The organism is Microbacterium pseudoresistens (assembly GCF_013409745.1).
Taxonomy (GTDB): Bacteria; Actinomycetota; Actinomycetes; order Actinomycetales; family Microbacteriaceae; genus Microbacterium; species Microbacterium pseudoresistens.
In genome coordinates, this window is record NZ_JACCBH010000001.1 from 493,336 (window position 1) to 515,574 (window position 22,239).

At 71.2% G+C, this 22,239-nt stretch carries 18 protein-coding genes; 4 read left to right on the forward strand and 14 right to left on the reverse strand.

Going from position 1 to position 22,239, the window contains the following annotated elements:
• Nucleotide 1: 1 nt before the first annotated feature.
• From BKA02_RS02400 to sucC, 12 genes are all read right to left on the reverse strand, one after another.
• Nucleotides 2-1,906 (reverse strand): alpha-amylase family glycosyl hydrolase, encoded by a 1,905-nt coding sequence (locus tag BKA02_RS02400; RefSeq protein WP_179430946.1) that lies wholly within the window; start codon nucleotides 1,904-1,906, stop codon nucleotides 2-4.
• On the reverse strand, nucleotides 1,899-3,305 hold the full coding sequence (locus BKA02_RS02405) for a glycoside-pentoside-hexuronide (GPH):cation symporter (RefSeq protein ID WP_218844419.1): 1,407 nt from the start codon (nucleotides 3,303-3,305) through the stop codon (nucleotides 1,899-1,901). Before BKA02_RS02405 ends, BKA02_RS02400 begins: the two co-directional genes overlap by 8 nt.
• On the reverse strand, nucleotides 3,302-4,138 hold the full coding sequence (locus tag BKA02_RS02410; protein ID WP_179430950.1) for a hypothetical protein: 837 nt from the start codon (nucleotides 4,136-4,138) through the stop codon (nucleotides 3,302-3,304). The genes BKA02_RS02405 and BKA02_RS02410 overlap by 4 nt, the downstream gene beginning before the upstream one ends.
• 55 nt (nucleotides 4,139-4,193) lie before the next feature.
• Complete coding sequence (locus BKA02_RS02415) at nucleotides 4,194-6,008, reverse strand: ABC transporter ATP-binding protein (RefSeq protein WP_179430952.1); 1,815 nt, start codon at nucleotides 6,006-6,008, stop codon at nucleotides 4,194-4,196.
• On the reverse strand, nucleotides 6,005-7,897 hold the full coding sequence (locus BKA02_RS02420) for an ABC transporter ATP-binding protein (RefSeq protein WP_179430954.1): 1,893 nt from the start codon (nucleotides 7,895-7,897) through the stop codon (nucleotides 6,005-6,007). The genes BKA02_RS02415 and BKA02_RS02420 overlap by 4 nt, the downstream gene beginning before the upstream one ends.
• 287 nt (nucleotides 7,898-8,184) lie before the next feature.
• A complete protein-coding gene (locus tag BKA02_RS02425; protein ID WP_179430956.1) occupies nucleotides 8,185-8,703 on the reverse strand; it encodes a methylated-DNA--[protein]-cysteine S-methyltransferase in 519 nt (172 codons plus the stop codon).
• Entirely contained in the window at nucleotides 8,700-10,208 is a 1,509-nt protein-coding gene (locus BKA02_RS02430) for an AlkA N-terminal domain-containing protein (protein WP_179430958.1), read from the reverse strand. Before BKA02_RS02430 ends, BKA02_RS02425 begins: the two co-directional genes overlap by 4 nt.
• A gap of 82 nt (nucleotides 10,209-10,290) precedes the next feature.
• The gene (gene purH / locus BKA02_RS02435) at nucleotides 10,291-11,898 is read right to left on the reverse strand and encodes a bifunctional phosphoribosylaminoimidazolecarboxamide formyltransferase/IMP cyclohydrolase (RefSeq protein ID WP_179430960.1); all 1,608 of its coding nucleotides are present in this window, start codon (nucleotides 11,896-11,898) and stop codon (nucleotides 10,291-10,293) included.
• Between the two features lie 53 nt (nucleotides 11,899-11,951).
• Nucleotides 11,952-12,554 (reverse strand): phosphoribosylglycinamide formyltransferase, encoded by a 603-nt coding sequence (gene purN / locus BKA02_RS02440; protein ID WP_179430962.1) that lies wholly within the window; start codon nucleotides 12,552-12,554, stop codon nucleotides 11,952-11,954.
• 4 nt (nucleotides 12,555-12,558) lie between these two features.
• The gene (locus tag BKA02_RS02445) at nucleotides 12,559-13,824 is read right to left on the reverse strand and encodes a cell division protein PerM (protein ID WP_179430964.1); all 1,266 of its coding nucleotides are present in this window, start codon (nucleotides 13,822-13,824) and stop codon (nucleotides 12,559-12,561) included.
• A gap of 116 nt (nucleotides 13,825-13,940) precedes the next feature.
• Nucleotides 13,941-14,843, reverse strand: coding sequence for a succinate--CoA ligase subunit alpha (sucD, locus tag BKA02_RS02450; protein WP_179430966.1), 903 nt, complete (start codon nucleotides 14,841-14,843; stop codon nucleotides 13,941-13,943).
• A gap of 33 nt (nucleotides 14,844-14,876) precedes the next feature.
• The gene (gene sucC, locus BKA02_RS02455) at nucleotides 14,877-16,043 is read right to left on the reverse strand and encodes an ADP-forming succinate--CoA ligase subunit beta (RefSeq protein ID WP_179430968.1); all 1,167 of its coding nucleotides are present in this window, start codon (nucleotides 16,041-16,043) and stop codon (nucleotides 14,877-14,879) included.
• 147 nt (nucleotides 16,044-16,190) lie between these two features.
• Here sucC and BKA02_RS02460 point away from each other — a divergent pair, with 147 nt between their 5' ends.
• The 3 genes from BKA02_RS02460 to BKA02_RS02470 are packed head-to-tail and all read left to right on the forward strand — an operon-like array spanning nucleotide 16,191 to nucleotide 19,423.
• Nucleotides 16,191-16,862 carry a TetR/AcrR family transcriptional regulator gene (locus BKA02_RS02460; RefSeq protein ID WP_179430970.1) on the forward strand — a complete coding sequence of 224 codons (672 nt, stop codon included), beginning with the start codon at nucleotides 16,191-16,193 and terminating at the stop codon, nucleotides 16,860-16,862.
• 22 nt (nucleotides 16,863-16,884) lie between these two features.
• On the forward strand, nucleotides 16,885-18,348 hold the full coding sequence (locus tag BKA02_RS02465; protein WP_246285958.1) for a phytoene desaturase family protein: 1,464 nt from the start codon (nucleotides 16,885-16,887) through the stop codon (nucleotides 18,346-18,348).
• Between the two features lie 31 nt (nucleotides 18,349-18,379).
• Nucleotides 18,380-19,423 carry an ATP-dependent DNA ligase gene (locus BKA02_RS02470; RefSeq protein ID WP_179430974.1) on the forward strand — a complete coding sequence of 348 codons (1,044 nt, stop codon included), beginning with the start codon at nucleotides 18,380-18,382 and terminating at the stop codon, nucleotides 19,421-19,423.
• Nucleotides 19,424-19,443: 20 nt separating this feature from the next.
• Here the strand turns inward: BKA02_RS02470 and ligD are convergent, their stop codons facing one another.
• Nucleotides 19,444-20,505 (reverse strand): non-homologous end-joining DNA ligase, encoded by a 1,062-nt coding sequence (ligD, locus tag BKA02_RS02475; RefSeq protein ID WP_179430976.1) that lies wholly within the window; start codon nucleotides 20,503-20,505, stop codon nucleotides 19,444-19,446.
• A gap of 65 nt (nucleotides 20,506-20,570) precedes the next feature.
• Nucleotides 20,571-21,461, reverse strand: coding sequence for a LysR family transcriptional regulator ArgP (locus BKA02_RS02480; protein ID WP_179430978.1), 891 nt, complete (start codon nucleotides 21,459-21,461; stop codon nucleotides 20,571-20,573).
• Between the two features lie 92 nt (nucleotides 21,462-21,553).
• On the opposite strand from BKA02_RS02480, the gene BKA02_RS02485 reads away from it, so the two are divergent.
• Nucleotides 21,554-22,207, forward strand: a complete 654-nt coding sequence (locus BKA02_RS02485; protein ID WP_179435139.1) for a LysE/ArgO family amino acid transporter — start codon at nucleotides 21,554-21,556, stop codon at nucleotides 22,205-22,207.
• Nucleotides 22,208-22,239: the final 32 nt, after the last annotated feature.

Sequence of the window (22,239 nt, forward strand, 5' to 3'; positions counted from 1 at the left end):
CTCATCCCTCCAGCGCGTACACCCGCGCCTCGTACGGGACCAGGCGCCTCTCGTCTCCCGCACCGGTGGCGTAGAGGAGGCGGGCCCGCGCGGGCATCCGCCACCGATGGGGCCGGTCGGTCAGGTTCGCGGCGACGCCGATCGTCTCGTCCTCGGCGCGGCGCTCGTAGAGCCAGAGTCCGCGACGCCTCGGGCCGAAGACGATCGCTCCGCGCGTGAGGGCGGGATGCGCGCGGCGCAGCGCGATGAGGTCGCGGCAGGCGCGGAGCACGGATCCCGGGTCGGCCGCCTGATCCTTCGCGTTCCACTTCTCGTGGTCGCCGTCGCCCATCAGCCACGGCGTGCCGTCCGTGAATCCGCCGTACGGTCCCGAGGTCCACGGCATCGGAACCCTGGCGTGGTCTCGACTGCCGGCGAGCACCTCGGCGAACGCCTCCGCGTCGCTGCGCCCGAGCTCGCGCAGCGCGGCGTAGCGGTTGAGGCTCTCCACGTCGCGCAGCTGCGCGACGGAGGAGAACGCGTGGTTCACCAGCCCCAGCTCCTGCCCCTGGTAGAGAAAAGGCGTGCCCCGAAGGGTGAGCTTGAGCAGCAGGAGCAGTGTGCCCAGCGCCGCGCGGTGCTCGGGGCGCGGGTCGATCTTGGAGATCATGCGCGGGTTGTCGTGGTTCTCGAGGAACAGGCTCGGCCAGCAGGTCGCGCCGTACTCGCGCTGCCAGTCGGTCCAGGCGTCGCGCAGGTGGCGCAGGTCGTATCGGTAGTCCTCGAAGCGGGTGCGGCCGGGGGCGTCGAGATGGTCGAAGCCGAAGATCATGTCGAGCTCGCCGCGGTCCGGCGCGGTCAAGAGGCGTCCCAGCCGGGCGCCCACACCGGGGGTCTCCCCGATCGACACCGCCGCGTACGGCTCGAAGGCCTCCGCCCGCAGCTGCCGCAGGTGCTCGTGCAGGCGGGGTCCGGCGAAGTAGTGCTCCACGCCGGTGTACTCCATGAGCGCGCCGACGGTCGCATCCCCGTCGGGGAGCGCGGGCGGCTTGGAGATGTAGTTGATGACGTCGAGACGGAAGCCGTCGACCCCCTTCTCGAGCCACCAGCGCACCATCTCGACGATCTCCTCGCGCATCGGCGGATGGGTCCAGTCGAGATCCATCTGCCGGGGAGAGAACAGGTGCAGCGCCCATTCGCCGCGCTCGGGGAACCACCGCCACGCGGAGCCGGAGAAGAACGAGGTCCAGTTGTTCGGCGGCGCATCCGGCTCGCCCGGGCGGAAGAAGTAGTAGTCGCGGTAAGGCGAGGCGGGATCGGCGAGCGCCTGCTGGAACCAGGCGTGCTCATCGGAGGTGTGGTTGACGACGAGATCCATGATCAGCCGCATGCCGCGGCGGTGCAGCTCGTGGACGAGGCGGTCGAGATCGTCCATCGTGCCGAACTCGGCCATCACCGCGCGGTAGTCGCGGATGTCGTAACCGTTGTCGTCGTTGGGCGAGTCGTAGACGGGCGAGAGCCAGAGGGCGTCCACGCCGAGGTCCTGCAGATGGTCGAGTCGGGCGAGGATGCCGCCGAGATCGCCGATGCCGTCGCCGTCGGAGTCCATGAACGAACGCGGATACACCTGGTAGAAGACCGCATCCTGCCACCAGGCGCGCGGACGCTCGGCGACCTCGTCGCTCGGGATATCGCGATGCTGGTTCAGCAGGTCGAGCAGCGTCGGGACGAAGCCCTCGCCCACCCGGCGCGCGAACAGGCGGTGCACGGTGCCAAGGCGCAGCGAGCCGATGACCGGGTTGTCGATCCAGCGGGTCGACCGGCCCAGTTGCAGGAGGATCTTCTGCACGATGTCGTGTCCCAGCGGATGCGCCCTGACGTCGCGCACCCGGCTGCCCATGTCCAGCAGCGGTGCCTGCTCAGCCACCGATCGCCCCCTCGCGCGGTGCGACGTCGTGGGCGCGCAGGCGGAGCTCTTCGACGATGCGGGCGTACCGGGCAGCGTCGAGGCGGTACCAGATCCGGTAGACGAGGTAGCTGAGCACGATCAGGATCAGCGGCAGCCAGAACATGCTCCCGCGGATCAGCGTCGTCCCCTCCGGACTCATGTCGGCGGCGCCCGTGGCCTCCTGCATGCCCGAGGCGATGACCGTCCACCCGATGACGCCGTTGGAGACTGCGGCGGCCATCTTGTAGACGAAGGGCTGCAGCGACAGGGTGATGCTGTCGTTGCGGCTGCCGAGCTTCCAGTGCCCGTACTCGACCGTGTCGGCGATGAACATGAGCATGAGCAGCTGGATCGCCGCCTGCGCGGAGAAGATCAGCAGCCCCGCGATGACGATCATCGCCAGCGCCCCGGGCGGGGTGAACGAGAACAGCACGTACCCCAGAGCCACGCACGCCACGGATGCCGTGAACAGAGTACGCCGCGAGGCGAGCCGGCTCAGCAGGGGGAAACAGGCCAGAGCGGCGATCTGGGCGACGCCGAGCACGACGGCGAACACCGAGTAGACGCCCTCGTCTCCGAAGACGTACTTGAAATAGAAGAGTCCGAGCCCGGTCGTGATCGAGAAGGCCGACATGAACAGCAGCATCGCGACGCCGGCGACGAGGAGCTGGTCGTTGCGGACGATGATCCGGAACAGCTCGCGCAGCTTCGTCGCCCCGCTGGGCACCGGGATCGTCGGGTCCTCGCGGACCAGGAGCACCATCACCGTCTGGAAGACGAGCATGAGCACCGCCGCGGCGAGTGCGATGACCGTGTACGCCGAGCGCAGGTCGCCGGTGACCGCGGCCAGCGCGTTCGAGACGGGGACGATCGCGACGACCATCGAGAAGACGCCGATGTTGGCGCAGATCCGGGCGAAGGCGCCGATGCGCTCGCGCTCGTCCTGATCCTGCGTGAGCGCGGGAAGCATCGACCAGTAGCCCAGGTCGTTCATCGTGTACGAGATCTCCCACGCCACATACACGACGGTGAAGACGACGACGAAGGCGGCGTCGTCGAGGCCGAAGTCGGTGAACATCAGCACGAGGAAGAGGCAGGAGAGCACCGCCCCGACGACGATCCAGGGCCGGAAGCGTCCCCAGCGGCTGCGGGTGTTGTCGACGATCAGCCCCATGAAGGGGTCGTTGACGGCGTCGAAGACGCGTGCGATGACGAGGACGACCGTGACTGCCGCGAGCACGCCCGCCGAGACCTCCAGCACATCGCTGAGGTAGAAGATCAAGTACATGCTCACGAGCGTGTACGACAGGTCCCGTCCCAGCGTCCCGATCCCGTAGCCGTAGCGGGTGCGCCGCACGTGCGGACCAGGAGCGGTCACTTCTCGCCCCGCCGGAACGGATTGCGCTCGGTCCATTGCGAGATCGCAGAGGAGACCGCACCCGCGGCATCGTCCAGGAGCCGGGCGGAGCGCCCGATGGCGTCGTGCGCCGCCTCCTGCCACGATGCCGCCCTGGCGCGCTCGGCGGCCGGGTCGCGCCCCTCGGCTCTCGCCCGCGCCGCGCGCTCCGCGCGATCCAGGGCTCGACCCATCGCGTCGACGGCATCGCGATACGCGGAGAACGCCGACGCGGTCACCTGCCGGTCGTCCGCATCGGGGCGCAGCCGCTGCGCCTCGGCGGCCGCGGTGAAGAACAGGCCCGTGTCGGGGTCGCGACCATCGCTCATGGTCGGAAAGGCGATGAGCTTGTGCGGATCGGTCTCGTACGTCATCCAGCGCGCCGTGAGCGCATCGTGCGCGCGGTGCAGACGAGGCAGCGGCCACTGCTCGGGCGGCAGCGCCGAGGCGAGCTCCTGCCGGGCGGCGTCGCGCTGCGCCCTGCGCGCCCGGACGGCGGCCACACCTGCTCGGAGCGCCAGTTCGGCGTCGCGCAACGCCCTGCGCGCCGCCGCGACCTCGGCGGCGCCGACCGCCGACACGGCCCGATCGGCCGCGGCCTTTGCGGCATCCGCCCTGGCGAGCTTGACCGTCACCCGCGCACGCGCCACTTCTTCCTGCGCGCGCTGCAGGTCGTGCCGAGCGGCGTCGTAGGCGAGTCGCCGACGCAGATCCCGCTTCATGCCGCGCACCGCCAGCACCCCGGCAGCGCCCGCGGCCGCCGCGACGGGGCCGAGCCACCAGAACTCGGCCGCGAACGCCCACAGAGGATCCACCCGTCGAGACTATCCATCGCCGCCGTCGCCATGGGACGAGCCTACGTCGCCACCCTCACACCAGAGTCTGCTGCCAGGCCGCGTGCAGCTGGGCGAACTTGCCCGTGCCGCCGATGAGGGCGTCGGGGGTGTCGTCTTCGATGATGCGGCCGTGCTCCATGACGAGTACCCGGTCGGCGATCGCGACCGTCGACAGGCGGTGCGCGATGATGATGGCCGTGCGGTCGGCGAGCAGCGTCTGCAGCGCATCCTGGATGAGTCGTTCGGAGGGGATGTCCAGCGATGCCGTCGCCTCGTCGAGGATGAGCACGGCGGGGTCGGCCAGGAATGCCCTCGCGAACGAGATCAGCTGGCGCTGCCCGGCGGAGACCCGGCCGCCGCGCTTGTTCACGTCGGTGCCGTAGCCGTCGGGCAGCGCCTCGATGAACCCGTCGGCGCCGACCGCGCGTGCCGCGGCGCGGATCTCGTCGAGCGTCGCATCGGGCTTGCCGAGGGCGATGTTGTCGGCGACGGTGCCGCTGAACAGGTACGCCTCCTGCGTGACCATCACGATGGCGCGGCGCAGGTCCTTCGGATGCAGCGAGCGCAGATCCACGCCGTCGAGCGTCACTGCGCCGACGGTGGGGTCGTAGAAGCGCGAGATGAGTTTGGCGAGCGTCGACTTGCCCGCACCCGTCGTGCCCACCAGCGCGATCGTCTGCCCGGCGGGGATGTCGAGCGAGAAGCTCGGCAGGATCGTGCGCTCGTCGGCGTAGCCGAAGGTGACGTCGTCGAAGCGCACGTGCCCCTTCGACTCCCACAGGTCGACCGGCCGCGCGGGGTCGGGAACCGTCGGCACCTCCTCGAGCACGCCCGAGACCTTCTCCAGCGCCGCCGTGGCGGACTGGTACGAGTTCAGGAACATCGCGATCTCCTGCATGGGCGAGAAGAAGTTGCGCACGTACAGCACCGCGGCCAGCAGGATGCCGACCTGGATCTCGCCCTGTGACATGCGGATGCCGCCCCACACGACGACGACGCCCAGCGTGATCGCCGCCACGGCCATGAGGCCCGGCTCGAAGACGCCGAACAGCAGCATCGAGCGGCGGTTCACATCGCGGTACTCGCCCGCGATGCCCTGGAACGTCTCGTCGTTGCGCGGCTCCTTGCGGAAGGCCTTGACGGCGCGGATGCCGGTCATCGTCTCGACGAACTGCACGATCACCTTGGCGCTGATCACGCGCGACTCCCGGTACACGCGCTGCGAGCGCAGGTAGAACCAGCGCATGAGGTACATCAGCGGGATGCCGGCGAGCACGAGCACGACACCGGACTGCCAGTCCACGAGCATGAGCGCGATGAACGTGAACGCGCCGTACAGCAGCCCGGAGACGAGCTCGTTGAGCCCGCCGTCGAGCAGTTCGCGGATGGAGTCGAGGTCGCTCGTCTGCCGGGAGATGATGCGCCCGGAGGTGTAGCTCTCGTGGAACTCCAGGCTCAGCCGCTGAGTGTGCAGGAACATGCGCTTGCGCAGATCGATCAGCACGGCCTGCGTGATGCGGGCCGTGAGCACGGCGTACCAGCCGATGAGCGCGGCACCCAGCAGCCCGATGAGGAGGAACCCGATGCCGACGACGAGCGTGGGCATCCAGTCCGCGTGCTCGAGCACGGCAGGCAGCGCGTTGTTGAGCCCGTACGCGATCAGCGCGGGGCCTGCGACCTGGGCGGCGGTGGAGATCACGAGCACGGCGGCGGTGAGCACGATGTGCGCGCGCAGCGGCGTGATCAGCGACCCGAGCAGCCGCAGCGAGCGGCGACGGATGCTGCGGCTCTCCTCGCGCGAGTAGTCGGCGCGGTCCTCGCCCTGCGTTCCGGTGACGGCCGTGGTCATGCCTGCACCTCCTCGTCCATGATGTCGTCCGCGTTCTTGATGTCGATGGGATCCGGGGTCGAGACGATCGGGATCGCCCCGGTGCGCGCGGCCTCCTCCGCCTCGAGGCTGGAGATCACGTGCCGGTAGTGCGCACTCGTGCGCAGCAGATCGGAGTGGGTGCCCACGGCCGAGACCCGCCCGCGTTCGAGCACGGCGACCCGGTCGGCGAGCGCGACGGTCGAGGGGCGGTGGGCGACGATGAGCGCCGTGGTGTCGGCGAGCACATGCCGCAGCGCCTCCTCCACGAGCGCCTCGGTGTCGACGTCGAGGGCCGAGAGCGGATCGTCGAGCACGAGCACCTTGGGCTTGGCCGCGACGGCGCGCGCCAGCGCGAGGCGCTGGCGCTGTCCGCCGGACAGGCTCAGCCCCTCCTCGCCGATGAGCGTCTCCACGCCCTCGGGCAGCGCATCCACGAATCCGGCCTGCGCGACATCGAGGGCCTCGCGCAGCACGGCCTCGGCCTCGGTGCTGTGCACGTCGAGGTCCGCGCGGCCCAGCAGCACGTTCTCGCGTACGGAGGCGGAGAACAGGGTCGCGTCTTCGAAGGCCATCGCGATATGCCGGCGCAGCTCTGCCAGCGTCAGGTCGCGCACGTCGACGCCGTCGAGCGTGACGCGCCCGCCGGTGACGTCGTACAGACGCGTGGGCAGGGTCGTCAGCGTCGTCTTGCCCGAGCCGGTCAGACCCACCAGGGCCATCGTCTCGCCGGGGCGCAGCACGAGTTCCACCCCGTCGAGCAGGTCGCGTTCGGCGGCCCCCGCATCCTGGTAGCGGAAGTGCGCGGCCTCGAAGGCGAGCTCGCCGCGGGGCTCCGCGATGGTCGCAGGCTCGGCGGGATCGGTGATCGTGTTGACCTCGTCGTAGATCTCGAAGACGCGATCGGTGGCCGTGCGCGCATCCAGCAGGAACGAGAAGAGGAAGCCGATCGACTCGATCGGCCAGCGCAGCACCGTGGCCATGGCGAAGTAGGCGAACAGCTCGGGCGCGGACAGCACGCCCTGCACGATGAGCCAGATGCCCGCCATGAGGTTGAGCGCGAAGGCGATCTCGGGCATGAGCACGAGCCAGAACCAGATCCAGCCCACCGAACGGGCCTTGCTCAGCTCGGTCTCGCGCAGCGACTCCGCCTGGCGGCTGAAGCGCAGCAGCGCGTGCTTGCCGCGGCCGAACGCCTTGAGCACACGGATGCCGTGCACGCTCTCCTCGACGCTCGTGGCGAGATCTCCCGCCTGATCCTGACTCTGCCGGGTGAGCACGCCGTAGCGCTTCTCGAAGCGGAAGCCCGCGATCCACAGCGGCACGGCCGTGATGAGGAAGATCGTGCCCAGCAGCCAGTGCCAGCGGAACAGCATGACGGCGCCGATGACGATCGTGAGCAGGTTGACCACGAGCAGCACAAGGCCGAAGGCCAGCCAGCGCCGGATGAGGCCGATGTCCTGCATCATGCGGCTGAGGAGCTGGCCGGACTGCCAGCGGTCGTGGAAGGCCACGGGAAGCCCCTGCAGACGCGAGTACAGGTGCGTGCGCATCGTGTACTCCACCTGCGTGGCGGGGTTGAGCACGAACTGACGGCGCAGGAACACCATGAGCGCCTCGCCGAGGGCGAGGGCGAACACGGCGGCGGCGCCGGCAATGATCGCGGCGGTCGCGCCCGAGGCGATGGGCCCCTCGAGCACGCCTTCGAGCACGAGCGGGATGCACAGCGCGATGACGGCGGCGGCGAGCGCGCTCAGCCCGCCGCCGAACAGGCGCCAGGCGGCGGGCTTGACGAACGGCCACAGCCGTGCGAGGGCGCGCACCGTGGACAGGCGCGGGGGCGAGGTTCGAGGAGTGGACGTGGAAGACATGATTCCCAGACGCGAGGGCGGAAGACGGAAAGGGGACGACGAAGGGGCGGATGCCGGGCATCCGTGGCATGACCGGGAGTGTGCGGCGGCTAGCTCTGGGAGCGAGCGGGAGCGCCCGGGACATCGCGACGGATCGACGAATCGGTGGTCGTGATCATGATGTCCTCCAGAGGCTCGGCCGGTGCCGCGCGGGCGGCGCGACAGCCCTCCAGCCTAAACGGACGAAGTGGCCGAGAGCAAGGCCGAGGGCGAATCGCGCAGAGGGTCTGCACGACTCAGCGCTGTGCTCACCCCTGCGCGGCCTCACGGGCGAGGAGCCGTTCCTTGACGTCGACGCCCCACGCGAAGCCGCCCAGCGAGCCGTCGGAGCGCAGCACCCGGTGGCACGGCACGAACAGCGCGGGCGCGTTGCGGGCGCAGATCGATGCGGCGGCACGCACGGCACGGTCGTTGCCGAGAGCCGCGGCGAACGCCGTGTAGGTGAACGGGCTCCCCGGGGCGATCTCGCGCAGCGCGGCCCATCCGCGCCGCTGCAGCGCGGTGCCGAACTGGCGCACGGGCACCGTGTCGATCGCCGAGAGCTCCCCCGCGTAGTACGCGGCGACGGCCTCGGCGGCGGGGCTCGCGGCGTCCACGGCCCGCACGTGCGCGGGGCGGTGGGCCGGGGCGAGTCGGGCGAGCACGGCGTCGGGATCCGCCGTCCAGCCGGCGACGAGCACCCGCCCGTCGTCGTCGGCGAGGATGCTGAACGCGCCGTCCGGGGTGTCGACGGTCTGGATCGTTGCGGACGGGATCGCGGCGGTCATGACTGCTCCTTCGATGCGGTCGCACGGGTGCGGGCGGGCCTGGGCGGGACCGCACGCCACAGGTGCGCGGTGAGGTAGCTGCGCCACGGGGCGGTCGTGGCCGCCCATCGGGCGAGCGGGGCGGGCTCGGCGGGCAGGCCCGCGGCGGCGGCTCCCGTGCGCACGGCGACATCGCCGGGGAGGAACACGTCGGGATCGCCGAGCACGCGCATCCGCACGTAGTCGGCCGTCCACGGCCCGATCCCGGGCATGGCCAGCAGCGCCTCCCGCTGCTGCGCGCCGTCATCGCCCAGGGTCAGCACGAGTTCACCGCCGGCGAGGGCGGCGGCCGCACCGGTGATCGCGCGGATGCGGGCGGCGGGTCCGCGCAGCACCTCGGCGCCGTGTTCGGCGATGGCCGCCATCGTCGGAAAGAGGATCCCCGCGGTCTCCGCGTCGCCTGACTCGCCGACCCGCTCACCCAGCGCCGCGGTGAGCGCCGTGAGCGCGGTGCGCGCCGAGGCGACGGAGATCTGCTGGCCGACCATGGCGCGGATGAGCATCTCGTGCGGATCCGCCGCCCCCGGGACCCGGATGCCGGGTGTGCGGGCGACGAGCGGCACGAGCGGGCGATGCGTCGAGAGGGCCTCGTCGACCGCGGCGGGATCGGCATCGAGGTCGAACAACCGCCGGGCGCGGGAGACGAGCGGCGCGAGGTCGGACAGCTGCGCGAGGCGGGCACGCAGTCGTATCCGCCCGTCGTCGCCGCGGCGCAGCTCGAACCAGGCCGGCCCGCCGCCCAGTCGCAGATGCCGGGCGAACCGGCGATCCCCCGCCTCTTCGACGCCGGGGATCGCCCGCACCCTCATCCAGTCGAACAGGCCCGCGGAATCGAAGGGCTCGCGGTGCGGCAGCACGAGGTCGATCGCGCCCGGAGAGCCGTTCGCCCCGTGTCCCGGCCGACGCAACCGGAGCGCGCCGGGGGTCATTCCGAACACTTCGCGGATCGTATCGTTGAACTGCCGCACGCTGGAGAATCCGGCTGAGAAGGCGACGTCGGCGATGGGCAGGTCGGTGGCGATCAGCAGCATCCGCGCGGTCTGGGCGCGCTGCGCCCTCGCCAGGGCGAGCGGCCCCGCGCCGAGCTCGGCCGACAGCAGCCGGGTGAGGTGGCGGGAGGAATAGCCCAGCCGCCGCGCGAGCCCCGGAACACCCTCGCGCTCCACGACGCCGTCGGCGATGAGGCGCATCGCCCGCGCCGCGGCATCCCCGCGCAGGTTCCACTCCGGCGACCCTGGTGCGGCCTCGGGCAGGCACCGCTTGCAGGCGCGGAACCCGGCCTCGTGCGCGGCGGCGCTGGTCGGGTAGAAGGTGACGTTCTCTGCCTTCGGCGTGCGGGCGGGGCAGCTGGGCCGGCAGTAGATACCCGTCGAGCGCACGGCCGTGACGAACTGCCCGTCGAAGCGGGTGTCGCGCGCGCTGATGGCGCGGTACCGCTGGTCGAAGGAGGTCGTCGAGAGGATCACGTGCTCCACTCTGCCATCTGCACACGGCGTCGGCTGGCGGAAATCGGACGCGGCGGCCTCGCCCTTCGAGGGTGTGACCGGCTCAGTGGAAGAAGTGGCGCTCCCCGGTGAAGAACATCGTCACGCCGGCCTTGCGCGCCGCATCCACGACCTCCTCATCGCGCACCGATCCGCCGGGCTGCACGATCGCCGTGATCCCCGCGTCGATGAGCACCTGAGGGCCGTCGGCGAATGGGAAGAACGCGTCGGATGCGGCGACCGAACCCGCCGCGCGCTCCCCCGCGCGCTCCACGGCCAGACGGCACGAATCCACCCGGTTGACCTGGCCCATGCCGACGCCGACGGTGGCGTTGCCCTTGGCGAGCACGATGGCGTTCGATTTCACCGCACGACAGGCCTTCCACGCGAAGATGAAGTTCTCCATCTCGTCGTCGTCGGGGCGCTCCCCCGACACGAGCTCCCAGTCGCGGGCGACCGAGGCGATGTCGTCGGGGAAGCGATCGGCGTCCTGCAGCAGCAGACCGCCGGAGACCAGGCGCACATCCATCCGCTCCTGCTGCCAGTCCTCGGGCAACTGCAGCAGGCGCAGGTTCTTCTTCGCCCGGAACACCTCCAGCGCCTCGGGCTGGAAGGAGGGCGCGACGATCACCTCGGTGAAGATGTCCTTGAGATTCTCGGCCATCTTCAGCGTGACCGTGCCGTTGGCGGCGATCACCCCGCCGTATGCGGAGACCGGGTCGCACTCGTGCGCGCGCAGATGGGCGCTGGCGATCGGGTCGAGCGCGTTCGGCGCCGTCGTGGCGATCCCGCACGGGTTGGCGTGTTTGACGATCGCGACGGCGGGAAGCACCATGTCGTACGCGGCCCGCAGGGCGGCGTCCGCATCCACGTAGTTGTTGTACGACATCGCCTTGCCCTGCAGCTGCGTGGCCTGCGCGATGCCGTGCTCGCCCACACGGGTGTAGATCGCGCCGCGCTGGTGCGCGTTCTCGCCGTAGCGCAGCGTGGCCAGGCGCTCGGCCTTGATCGTGAGGTGCGCCGGGAGGTCGTCGCCGTCACCGAGCGTGCCCTCGGCGAACCACTGCGCGACGGCGGAATCGTAGGCCGCGGTGTGCGCGAAGGCCCTGGCGGCGAGCTCGCGGCGCTGCGAAAGCCTGGTGCCGCCGGCGCCGACGGCCTCGACGATCGCCGGATACGACTCGGGCGAGACGACGATCGTGACGTTCGCGTGGTTCTTCGCCGCGGCGCGCACCATCGCGGGCCCGCCGATGTCGATCTGCTCGACCACCTCGTCGGCATCGGCACCCGAGGCGACCGTCTCGACGAAGGGGTACAGGTTCACCACGACGAGCTCGAACGGCACGATTCCCTGCTCGTCGAGCTGACGCTCATGATCCTCCAGGCGCAGGTCGGCCAGCAGCCCGGCGTGCACGTTCGGGTGCAGGGTCTTGACGCGCCCGTCGAGCATCTCGGCCACGCCGGTGACGCTGGCCACATCCCCCACGGCGATCCCCGCGTCGCGGATGGTCTGAGCCGTCGACCCCGTCGAGATGATCTCGACGCCGGCATCCGCCAGGCTCTGCGCGAGCGGGATGAGCCCGGTCTTGTCGCTCACCGACACCAGTGCACGACGGATCGGGATGAGGTCTCGCGTGCGGTACAGGGACGGATCGTGACGGGGACCGGACATCGGGTTTCCTTCCGGGTGGATGAGTCGTCGCGGCGGACGTGCTGTTGTGCGGTTCAGGAGGGCGAGGCGGCGCGCGCAGCGTCGAGGGCGAGGGAGCCCTCCGCGATGCGACGCACGACATCGATGAGCAGGCGGCGCTCGACGGGCTTGATGCGTTCGTGCAGGCTGTGCTCGGTGTCGCCGGGGAGCACGTCGATGCGCTCCTGGGCGAGGATCGGACCGGTGTCGACGCCGTCGTCGACGACGATCACGCTCGCGCCGGTCTGGGTCGCGCCCGCGGCGAGCGCATCGCGCACGGCATGCGCGCCCGGGAACTCGGGCAGGTGGGCGGGGTGCGTGTTGATGAGGTGCGGCGCCCATCCGGCGACGAACGACGGCGGCAGCAGGCGCATGAGCCCGCTGAGCACGACGAGGTCGGGGTTCCACACGCGCAGCTGCGCATCGACCTCGGCGGCCCAGGCCTCGCGGCTCTCGTGCTCGTGCCATGGCACGGTGAACGAGGGGATGCCGTACGCCTCGGCGTGCGCGAGACCCTCCGCCTCGCGGTCGGCGCCGACGACGACGATCCGGGCCGGGTACGAGGGGTCCGCGGCGGCGTCGAGAAGCGCGCGCAGGTTCGATCCGGTGCCCGAGATGAGGACGGCGACCGTGAGCACGACCTCAGTCTAGCGGCGCGTCGACGGGCGCCGAATCCTCATGGCGGGGCGGGGCGACGGCGTCGAACTCGGTGCGGTGCAGGGGTGCGAGCAACAGGATGGCGGCTCCGATGAGCACCTCCACACCGACCGCGAGCGCCACCGGACCCGGGTCGGGCCCGGCCACCGCGAGACGGCCGGGCCCGAGCGAGCCGGATGCCAGCGCCGCCAGCATCGCCGCCCCGGCCCCGGCCAGGGCGGCGATGGTGACAGCCGTGACTGTGCGCGGTCCGTAGCCGGACTCGCGCCCTTCCGACACGATCCGCGAGCGCACGATCCAGCCGGCCAGCGCCCCGGCGGCGATCGGTGCGAGCACGACCACGAGCATCCACGGCGATGAGGTCTCGGGCAGCAGGCCGAGCACGGGGATGCCGGGCACGACGCCCAGCTCGGTGCCGGCCGGCGAGATCGCGGTGCCCGTGCCGAGTGAGAAGCCGGGCCCGGCGATCCAGGACAGCGCCCACACCACGAGCGTCGGCAGGTAGCCGAGCTGGCCCAGCGAGATGACCGTCGTCCCCAACGCGTCCACGCGCAGTGACTCGAACAGCGAGACCATCTCGCCTCCGCGCAGCAGCGCGGCCAGCGCGACCGCCGCCGCCGAGCTCCCGAGGAGTCCTACCAGCGCCGCGGACGCCCCGCGCAGGGCGTCGGGGACGACCCCATGCCAGCGGCCCCATCCGTCGACCCGATCGTGCAGAGCGTCGACGATGCCGCCGTCGCCCTCGACCCACGCCGTGATGACGGCGCCCGCACCTGCTCCGCAGAGGTAGGCGAGCGCGGGTGCCGCGATGCCGAGCACCCAGGGGGTCGTAGCCAGATCGAGGCGCCCCGTGAGCACGACCGCGGTCGCGATGACGGCGAACACGACCGTGCCGGATGCGACGCCGGGGATCCACGCGCCGGCGTGCGCGGCGCGGTGGCCGGAACGCGCGGCGAACAGCGCCGTGAACACGAGGAAGGCCAGCGGGAACACCGACAGCGTGAACGTCGCCGCATCAGGGGCGATCCCCGCCGATCGGAGCACGGCATCCGGGATCGTCACATCCATCGGCACGGCGTGGCCGAACTGCCACAGCGTCGCCGTGGTGGGCCACAACGCTCCCCAGTCGGCGGAGAGACCGAACGCCAGGGTCCACAGCACGGTCAACGGGGCCAGCAGCGCCCCGAGTCCGACGGCCGCCGCGACGACCGCATCGACCGCGGCGAGGATGACGATGAGGAGGCGTTGCATGTCGATCCGAGCCTAGGCGAGATGACGCGCGGAGACCGCGGGACGCGCGCGACGGCATCCGCAGACGCGAAGAGGACCCCGGGTCGAGACCCGGAGCCCTCTCGGCGAGCAGTGTGTTACAGCTTCTCGATGATCTCGCGCATGAGGGCGGCCGTCTCGGACGGCGTCTTGCCGACCTTGACGCCGGCGGCCTCGAGGGCCTCCTTCTTCGCCTGCGCGGTGCCCGCCGAGCCCGAGACGATCGCGCCGGCGTGGCCCATGGTCTTTCCCTCGGGGGCGGTGAAGCCCGCGACGTAGCCGACGACCGGCTTGGTGACGTTGGCCTTGATGTACTCGGCCGCGCGCTCCTCGGCGTCGCCGCCGATCTCGCCGATCATCACGATCGCCTTTGTCTCTGGGTCGGCCTCGAACGCCTCCAGCGCATCGATGTGCGTGGTGCCGATGACGGGGTCGCCGCCGATGCCGATGGCGGTGGAGAAGCCCAGGTCGCGCAGCTCGAACATCATCTGGTAGGTGAGGGTGCCCGACTTCGACACGAGGCCGATCGGGCCCTTGCCGGTGATGTTGGCCGGCGTGATGCCCACCAGCGACTCGTCGGGGGTGATGACGCCGGGACAGTTCGGGCCGATGATCCGGGTCTTGTTGCCCTTGCTCTTCGCGTAGGCCCAGGCCTCGGCCGAATCGCCCACGGGGACGCCCTCGGTGATGACGACCAGCAGCGGGATCTCGGCGTCGATGGCCTCGACCATCGCATCCTTGGTGAACGCGCCGGGGACGAACGCGATCGACACATCTGCGCCGGTCTCCTTCATCGCCTCGGCGACGGAGCCGAACACCGGGAGCGAGACGGGGCTGCCGTCCTTGCCGGTGTGCTCGACGGTCGTGCCGGCCTTGCGGGCGTTGACGCCGCCGACGACCTGCGTGCCCGCCTTCAGCATGAGCGCGGTGTGCTTGGTGCCCTCGCCGCCGGTGATGCCCTGGACGATGACCTTGGAATCCTTGTTGAGGAAGATCGACATTTTCTGTTCAGTCCTTCGCAGTCTCTTCGGGGCTCAGGCGTTGGCCAGCTCGGCGGCCTTGTCGGCGCCCTCGTCCATGGTGGCGGCGAGCGTGACGAGCGGGTGGGCGTAGTCGGCGAGGATCGCGCGGCCCTCGTCGACGCGGTTGCCGTCGAGACGCACGACGAGCGGCTTGGATGCGGTGGCGCCGAGGGTCTCCAGGGCGCCCTTGATGCCGTTGGCGACGGCGTCGCAGGCGGTGATGCCGCCGAACACGTTGACGAACACGCTCTTCACCTGCGGGTCGCCGAGGATGACGTCCAGGCCGTTCGCCATGACCTCGGCGGATGCGCCGCCGCCGATGTCGAGGAAGTTGGCCGGCTTCACGCCGCCGTGGTTCTCGCCGGCGTAGGCGACGACGTCGAGCGTCGACATGACCAGGCCCGCGCCGTTTCCGATGATGCCGACCTCGCCGTCGAGCTTGACGTAGTTCAGGCCCGACTCCTTGGCCTTGGCCTCGAGCGGGTCGGCGGCATCCTTGTCCTCGAGCGCTTCGTGCTCGGGGTGGCGGATCTCGCTGGCGTTCTCGTCGAGGGTGACCTTGCCGTCGAGGGCGATGATCTCGCCCTCTTCGGTGCGCACGAGCGGGTTGACCTCGACGAGCGTGGCATCCTCGCCCTTGTAGACCTCGAAGAGCTTCACGAAGACATCGGAGACCTTCTCGACGAGGTCCTCCGGGAACTTCGCCGCGCGGGCGATCTCGACGGCCTTGGCCTTGTCGATGCCGGTGAGCGGGTCGACCTCGACGCGGGCGAGGGCCTCGGGCTTCTCGACCGCGAGCTGCTCGATCTCCATGCCGCCCTCGACGCTGCACAGCGAGAGGTAGGAGCGGTTGGCGCGATCCAGCAGCACGGAGAAGTAGAACTCCTCGGCGATGCGGGCACCGGCGGCGACCATGACGCGCTGGACGACGTGGCCCTTGATGTCCAGGCCCAGGATGGCCTTGGCGGCCTCGTAGGCCTCATCCGGGGTCTTGGCGACCTTCACTCCGCCGGCCTTTCCGCGGCCGCCGGTCTTGACCTGCGCCTTGACGACCACGACGCCGCCGAGCTTCTCGGCGGCCGCCTTCACCTCCTCCGGGGTGTCGGCGACGATGCCGGCGAGCACCGGCACTCCGTACTTCTCGAATAGGTCTCGTGCCTGGTACTCGTACAGATCCACTGCGCGTCCTCCGCTGGGGTTGCCCGGAAAAGTCTCTCGATATCAAGATATCGACCAATCCCCCATCCTACTCCTCCGCCCTGACCGGTCCGTGCCAGCCCGGCGCCGCCGTTCTCGCCGGAGCGCGGGCTCCTCTAGGCTCCTGGTATGAGCGAGAGCGCCGAGGCACCACCCACGCGCACCGCCGTCGTGGCGGCCGCGCTCGAGCTGTTCGCCGACCAGGGCTTCGGCGCGACCTCGGTCGAGCAGATCGCGAAGGCGGCGGGCATCTCCCGCTCGACTTTCTTCCGACAGTTCGGCGGCAAGGACGACGTGGTCTTCGCCGACCACGAGGAGATGCTCGACGAACTGCGCGCCTACCTCGATCGGACGCATGCCAATCCGTGGGCGGCGGTGTGCGAGGCGTCCCTCCTCGTCTTCCGTCGATTCGCCGCCGATCCCGAACTCGCGCGGCGGCGCTACCAGGTCGTGCGCCAGGAGCCCCCGCTGCGCGAGCGCGAGATCGTCACGGTGTTCCGCTACGAGCGCCTCTTCGACGAGTACCTGCGGCGCGCGCTGCCCGGCCTGGATCCGCTGGCCGCCGTGAGCTTCGCGGCCGGCGTGGCCGCCGTGCACAACCACGTGCTGCGGCGCCTCCTGCGCGGCGCCCGCACGCCGGTCTCCGTGCTGCGGCACGCGCTGGACGACATGATGCGCCGCTTCGGTGTGCTGCCAGGGACGACCGAGGACCACGACGCGGATGCCGTCGTCGTGGCCGTCTTCCCCCGCACGATGCCGATGGCCGAGATCACGCGACGACTGAGCGACGAGTTGACCTGACCAGTCGATGTCCACCGGTTCGATGCCTCGACGATCCGCACGACGCGCCACCGTCATCGGCGGTGGTCCGAACGGGCTCGCCGCCGCGGTGTCACTGGCCAGGGCGGGGTACGCCGTACACGTGCTCGAGGCGGCGGCGGCCGTCGGCGGCGGCGTGCGCAGCGAGGAGGGGCCGCTGCCCGGGTTCGTCAGCGACGTCTGCTCGGCCGTGCATCCGGCCGCGTACGCGTCGCCGTTCTTCCGCGCGTTCGGACGCGATCGGATCGACTGGATCGTGCCCGAGGCCTCGTACGCGCATCCGCTCGACGGAGGGCGCTCGGCGATCGCCTGGCGCGACCTCGACCGCACCGCCGACGCGCTGGGCACCGATGCCCGCGCGTGGCGCGCCCTGCTGCGCCCGCTCACCCGACGCATCGATGCCCTCGTGGAGACCACCGGATCCTCCCTGCTGCAGGTGCCACCGCATCCGGTCACCGCGTTGCGCTACGGGCTGCGGATGCTGGAGCAGGGCACGGCGATGTCGGCACGCACGTTCCGCGGCGAGGAGGCGGCGGCGCTGTTCGCCGGGGTCGCCGCGCACGCCAACGCCGCCCTCCCCTCGCCCGGTGCGGCGGCGGCGGGGCTGCTGCTGGCCGCACACGGACACGCCGGAGGGTGGGCGTATCCCCGCGGCGGTGCGCAGCGGATCGCGGATGCGCTCGTCGACGATCTGCGCGCACACGGCGGCACGATCGAGACGGATGCCGGGGTGGGCGACCTGTCGTCTCTCGACTGGGGCGATCCGGCACGCGGTGACGTGCTGGTGCTCGCCGGCTCTCCCCGCCTCGCCCTCACCCTGCGCGACGTGCCCGCGGCGTACGCCGGGGCGCTCCGCCGCTACCGCTACGGCGCGGCGGCGGCCAAGGTCGACTTCGCCCTCGACGGCCCGGTGCCGTGGGCGGACCCCGCCGTCGCGCTCGCGCCCACGGTGCACGTCGGCGGCACCCGCGACGAGATCCGCGCGAGCGAGAACGCCGTCGCTCAGGGGCGGGTGAGCGCGGCGCCGTACGTGCTCGTCGTGCAGCCGTCGGTGCTCGACGCGACGCGCGCACCGGAGGGGAAGCACGTGCTGTGGTCGTACATCCATGTGCCGGCGAACTCCGACCTCGACGCCACCGAGCTCATCACCCGGCAGATCGCGCGCTTCGCGCCCGGCTTCCGCGACCGCATCCTCGCCTCCCGGGCCGTCGCCGCGCGCGACCGGGTGCGGACGAACCCGGCCGAGATCGGCGGCGACATCTTCGGCGGCGCGTTCACGATCGTCCAGGCGCTGCGCCGCCCCGTCGTCGCGCGCTCGCCATGGCGCACCCCGATGCCCGGGGTGTACCTCGCCTCGGCATCCACGCCGCCCGGCCCCGGCGTCAACGGCATGGCGGGCTGGCACGCCGCCCGCACCGTGCTCGCCGACGCCGGAGAGCGAGTGAGCCTGGCCGATCTCTTCGGCTGACAGCGTCGGTCGCGGCGGGCAGGATGGGGGCATGCGCTACGAGATCCCCGCACCGATGCTCGCCAAGGCTGTCTCGACCGTCCCCGATCCCGACAAGACGCCCGGCGGTCTGCTGTACGAGCCGAAATGGGACGGCTTCCGCGGGCTCATCGCCTGGGACGGCGAGGAGGTCGAGATCGGCTCCCGCGGCGCCAAGCCGCTCACCCGGTACTTCCCGGAGCTCGTCGAGGCGCTGCCGCGTATCCTGCCCGGGCCTTGCCTGCTCGACGGCGAGATCGTCGTCGCCACGGGCCGCTCCGGCGCCCAGCGGCTCGACTGGGAAGCGCTGAGCCAGCGCATCCACCCCGCCGAATCCCGCGTGCAGAAGCTCGCCGTGGAGACGCCGGCGATGTTCATCGCGTTCGATCTGCTGGCCCTGGGCGACGAGGATCTGCGCACTCGCCCCTTCGGCAAGCGTCGCGCCCGGCTCGAAGATCTGCTCGAAGACGTCGAGCCCCCGGTGCACCTGACCCGGGCGACCGACGATCCCTCCCTCGCCGCCCGCTGGCTCGCCGAGTTCGAGGGCGCGGGCCTCGACGGAGTCGTCGCCAAGCCCCTCGCGGATGCGTACGCCCCGGGCAAGCGCGCGCTGTTCAAGATCAAGCACGCCCGCACCGCCGATGTCGTCGCGCTCGGCTACCGGGTGCACAAGAGCGGCTCCGGCGTCGGCTCTCTCCTGGTCGGCCTGTACGACACGGATGGCACGTTGCATCAGGTGGGAGGCGTCTCGGCGTGGAGCAACGCACGGCGGCAGGAGCTCGTCGACGAGCTGGCTCCGCTCGTCGAGCGCGACGAGGAGGGCGAGGTCGTGCGCGGCGAGGGTGAGCGCTCGCGGTTCGCCGGCACGAAGGATGTCTCTTTCGTGCGACTGCGCCCCGAGCGGGTGCTCGAGGTGCGCTACGACCAGCTCGAGGGCCGGCGCTTCCGGCACACCGTGCAGTTCGAGCGCTGGCGGCCGGATCGAGAACCGCGCTCGTGCACGTACAGCCAATTGGATGCCGTGGCCGACTACGACCTCGCCGACGTGCTCGCGTAGGTGCCCGGCCAGGCGTGGCGTCACTCCGCGATGCGGTTGCCCTCGGCGTCCCAATTCTCCGCGACGCGCTTACTCGGCTGCACACGCGGCGGCTCGCCGGGCATCTTCGGGAACTCGGGCGGAAAGGGCAGTTCGCCCAGGCCCTTCTCGACATCGCGCTCCCACCACTCCAGCAGGGTGTCGATCCGCCCGGGCGACTCCTGCATCCGCGCCCACGGGTCGCCCGTGTCGGCCAGCCGCTGCGGCACGGTGCGCACCGTGAAACGGGTCGGATCGAGGTCGTCGAGCTCGTCCCACTCGACCGGCGTGGACACGGCGGCGTGCGGAAGAGCGCGCGGGCTGTACGCGCCGGCCATCGTGCGGTCACGGTTCGCCTGGTTGTAGTCGACGAAGATGCGCTCGCCGCGCTCCTCCTTCCACCAGTTCGTCGTGACGCGGTCGGGCATCCGTCGCTCCAGCTCGCGCCCCGCGGCGATGACGGCATGCCGCACGACGAGGAACTCGTGCTCGGGCACGATCGGGCAGAACACGTGCAGGCCGCGGTTGCCGCTCGTCTTCACGAACGGCTCCAACCCCGCCTCGCGGAGCACCGCGCGAAGCTCGTGCGCCGCGGCGACCGCTTCCTGGATGCCGGTGCCCGGCTGCGGGTCGAGATCGATGCGCAGCTCGACCGGATCGTCGGTGTCGGCCGCGAGCGAGGCCCACGGGTGGAAGACGACGGTGTTCATCTGCACGGCCCAGACGATCGCGGCGGGCTCGGTCAGCACGAGCTGCGGATGACTGCGACCGCTGTTGTACGTGACCTCGACGCTCTCGACGAAATCCGGCGTGCCCTTGGGCGGGTTCTTCGAGAAGAACGACTCCCCGCCGATCCCGACGCGGAAGCGCTCCAGCGAGACGGGGCGGTCACCGTTCGCGGCGAGGAAGGGCCCTGCGACCGCCTGCACGTACTCGGCGAGCTCTGCCTTCGTGATCGGCCCGCCCTCGGCATCCGGCCACACCGCGCGGTTCGGACTGGACAGGTCGACGCGGCGATCGCCGTCGGGGCCTGCGACGGTCAGCGTGACGCGCTCGGATGCCATGACTCGACCCTAGGCGTCGCCGGGGACACAGACCAGGGGCTGGGCACAAGCACACCGCCCGAGCGTCACCGCTCCAGCACGCGTTCGGCCTCCGCGGCCACGGCGGCGGTCACCGCATCCAGCAGCTCGGAGCGCAGATCCCACCTCTGCCAATGCAGCGGCACCCTGGCCGGCCGCCCGCCGAGGGGCACGAGGTCGTCGCCGTCGGCATCCACGACGCGCTGCAACGCCGGGAGCATGCCCCAGCCCATGCCGAGCCGCACGGCTTCGGCGAAGTCCGCGGAGCCGGGAACGTAGTGGCGCGGGACGCCGAGAGGATCCACGCCCTGCCCGCGCAGCCAGTCCTGCTGGAGCGCGTCGCGGCGATCGAAATCGATGAAGGGCGCATGCGCCAGCGCCTCGCGCGTCACACCCTCGGGGAACCAGTGCTCCACGAAGGCCTGCGTGGCCACGGCCTCGTACACGAGCACGCCGAGCGGGCGCACGACACACCCGGCGACGGGCTCGGCCTGCGACGTCACCGCCGCCATCACCACGCCGCTCTCGAGCAGCCGGGCGGTGTAGCTCTGATCTTCGCGATGCAGCTCCGCGTCGACGCCGTGCGTGCGGGAGAGCTCGGCCAACGGAGGCAGGAACCACGTCGCCATCGAGTCGGCGTTCACCGCGAGCGGGATGCGCAGGCGCGCGCCCTCGTCGGCGGCCACGCCGAGCCGAGCCGCGGCGTCGTGCTGCAGCAGGCGCAGCTGCCGCGCCATGCGCGCCACGGCTTCGCCGGCGGGCGTCGATGTCGCGGGCCGACCGCGCACGACGAGCACGCGCCCGAGCTGCTGCTCGAGCTGCTTGACCCGCTGACTGACCGCCGAGGGGGTGATGTGCAGCACGCGTGCGGCCGCATCCATGCTTCCCTCGTCGAGGATCACGGCGACGGTCTCGGCCAGTTCGGGATCGATCCGCATGCGTCCAGGATAGGTGAAGCACTGCTTATGCAGCATCAGAAGACTTCGCTGCAGCTTCAGGACGACCGCTCTAGCGTGGAGACGTGACCAGCATGCTCTCCGGCCTCGCCCTCGGCCTCTCCCTCATCGTCGCCATCGGCGCGCAGAACGTCTTCGTGCTGCGGCAGGGACTGCGCCGCGAGCACGTGCTGCCGATCGTTCTCGTGTGCGCGCTGTCCGATGCGATCCTCATCTGCGTCGGCGTCGCGGGACTCGGCTTCCTCGTCGAGCGCGCGCCGTGGCTGCTCGTCGTCGCCCGCTGGGCCGGTGCCGCGTTCCTGATCGCGTATGGGTTGCTGGCCGCCCGCCGCGCATGGCGACCGAGCGGGGATGCGCTCCACGCCGATCCGCACGGGCAGGCCGACGCCGCACCGCCGACGGCGGGCGGAGCAACGACGACGGCGGCCCGCACGAGGCTGGCGCCGACCCTGCTCACCGTGCTCGCGCTGACCTGGCTCAACCCGCACGTCTACCTCGACACGGTGCTCACCCTGGGATCCATCGCCGCCACCCACGGCGCCGCGCGCTGGGTCTTCGCCGCCGGCGCGATCCTCGCCAGCATCGCCTGGTTCTCGGCCCTCGGCTTCGGCGCCCGCTACCTGGGTCGGTGGCTGAGGACCCCGCGCTCCTGGCGCATCCTCGACGCGGGGATCGCGGTGGTAATGGTCGGGCTCGGCATCAGCCTGGTCCTGCCCGTGCTGGCCTGATTCAACGCGAAAACTGGAGCATACCAGTCGAT

Bases quoted from the DNA above. Each gene is read 5' to 3' on its own strand.
- BKA02_RS02415 (WP_179430952.1), bottom strand. From the start codon at position 6,008: ATGACCACGGCCGTCACCGGAACGCAGGGCGAGGACCGCGCCGACTAC.
- BKA02_RS02480 (WP_179430978.1), bottom strand. From the start codon at position 21,461: ATGCGGATCGATCCCGAACTGGCCGAGACCGTCGCCGTGATCCTCGAC.
- BKA02_RS02460 (WP_179430970.1), top strand. From the start codon at position 16,191: ATGAGCGAGAGCGCCGAGGCACCACCCACGCGCACCGCCGTCGTGGCG.
- BKA02_RS02420 (WP_179430954.1), bottom strand. From the start codon at position 7,897: ATGTCTTCCACGTCCACTCCTCGAACCTCGCCCCCGCGCCTGTCCACG.
- sucD (WP_179430966.1), bottom strand. From the start codon at position 14,843: ATGTCGATCTTCCTCAACAAGGATTCCAAGGTCATCGTCCAGGGCATC.
- BKA02_RS02445 (WP_179430964.1), bottom strand. From the start codon at position 13,824: ATGCAACGCCTCCTCATCGTCATCCTCGCCGCGGTCGATGCGGTCGTC.
- BKA02_RS02425 (WP_179430956.1), bottom strand. From the start codon at position 8,703: ATGACCGCCGCGATCCCGTCCGCAACGATCCAGACCGTCGACACCCCG.
- BKA02_RS02470 (WP_179430974.1), top strand. From the start codon at position 18,380: ATGCGCTACGAGATCCCCGCACCGATGCTCGCCAAGGCTGTCTCGACC.
- ligD (WP_179430976.1), bottom strand. From the start codon at position 20,505: ATGGCATCCGAGCGCGTCACGCTGACCGTCGCAGGCCCCGACGGCGAT.
- BKA02_RS02465 (WP_246285958.1), top strand. From the start codon at position 16,885: ATGCCTCGACGATCCGCACGACGCGCCACCGTCATCGGCGGTGGTCCG.
- purH (WP_179430960.1), bottom strand. From the start codon at position 11,898: ATGTCCGGTCCCCGTCACGATCCGTCCCTGTACCGCACGCGAGACCTC.
- BKA02_RS02485 (WP_179435139.1), top strand. From the start codon at position 21,554: ATGCTCTCCGGCCTCGCCCTCGGCCTCTCCCTCATCGTCGCCATCGGC.